General features: G+C 48.2%; 1 protein-coding gene. It reads left to right on the plus strand.

Going from position 1 to position 1,639, the window contains the following annotated elements:
- On the plus strand, positions 1-1,639 hold a 1,639-nt coding region (locus PEB0122_RS11545), incomplete at both ends, for an Ig-like domain-containing protein (RefSeq protein WP_198936009.1).

The following is a 1,639-nucleotide window of genomic DNA, read 5'->3' on the forward strand; positions in this document are numbered from 1 at the left end:
ATGCCATGAAAGATACCTCGACCGATGGTCGTGGAACGGAATATAAGTTTACCGTTCAAGCGGTTGACCAGTTAGGTGCTTCGAGTTCAAAAACCGGCGAATATCCGATTGTTTATGATAATCAAGCGCCAAACAAACCGGATGTTCCTTCTCTTCAATCAGATCAGGAACCCAAGATCGGTTCGATTTCGAATAATGACACGACACCCGATCAGACCCCGACATTCAGCGGTACTGTTCAAAACCCGCAAGTGGGCGACAAGGTTACCATTTACAACAAAGTCGACGGTCAATATGTCAAGCTTGGCGAGACAACGGTCGACCCGTCCTCGGGCAAATGGTCGTGGACACCGGAAAATCCGCTTGATAAAGGTTCTTACGAATTTGCAACATCGGTCACCGATGCGGCAGGAAATGAAAGTGTAAAAAGCGATTCGACTTCGGTCACTGTTGATCCGACAAGTGTCGAAGTCAGCATCCTTTACGCTGTTGATGACCAAAAGAATTCCACCGGAGATTACACCGGAAGGATTTCCGACGGAGGGCTCACCAATGACGCAACGCCGGAATTGCATGGACGTGCAACGCCTAATTCGACTGTCACTATCTATACTGATATTGATGGAGTGAGAACAGAAATCGGCACAGTCAATGCCGATGGCAATGGCGACTGGACATTTGCGTGGCCGAAAGACAAGCCGGCCCTTTCCGATGGTAGTCATACGATTGTTGCGGAGGCATTACTTCCAAATAATTCGACGAAGTCTGACAGTTTCGACCTTGTTGTCGACACGAAAAATAACAATGTTCCTGTGATTGACAGTGCCGGCGATGATGTCGGTGGCAAACAGGAGGATCTTACCTCCGGTAAGGCAAGTGATGATACAACGCCGACTTTGAAAGGCCATGGCGCCGAGCCGAATGGCATGGTCAATATTTATGATACGGTGAATGGCGAGACACATCTTGTTGATAGAGTGAAGGCCGATTCCAACGGCAACTGGGAATATTCGGTTCAAAGCCCGTTACCGGAAGGAGAACATCATTTTCAGGCAACATCTGTTGATGCAGCCGGCAATGAAAGTGCCAAATCACCCGTTTTCGATTATACGATCGATTTGACTGCGCCGAAGGCTATTGACTCCGATTCAATGGATCTTTTTGATGACGTAGCGGAAACCACCGGTACGATCAGCAATAATGGCATGACGAATGACGACAGGCCGACCTATAGCGGTTCGGCAACAGCGGACACCGAGAAGGTCTTTATTTATGACAATGGTGTCAAAATCGGGGAAGCCAAGGTTGTTGAAAATAACGGGCAATATACATGGAGCTATACACCTGATACGGCTTTATCAGATGGCGACCATTCGTTCCAGGCAAGGCCGGTTGATGCTGTTGGTAATATCGGCATTCCGACCGGTGCATGGAATTTCAAGGTTCTCACCGGAACGATTGCCACCAAACCGACAATTGTCGGTATTTCACAGGATACCGGTTTTGATACGAACGACTATGTTACCAGCGATACGCGGCCGACAATTTACATTAAGACCGACCATGCGCTCAGTGTGGCAAATGGTGAAAAAGTCCAGATCAATATTGGCGGGCAGTGGTACGACACAGAATATGATGC

The organism is Ditibartonella apis (assembly GCF_001952075.1).
Lineage (GTDB): Bacteria > Pseudomonadota > Alphaproteobacteria > Rhizobiales > Rhizobiaceae > Bartonella > Bartonella apis.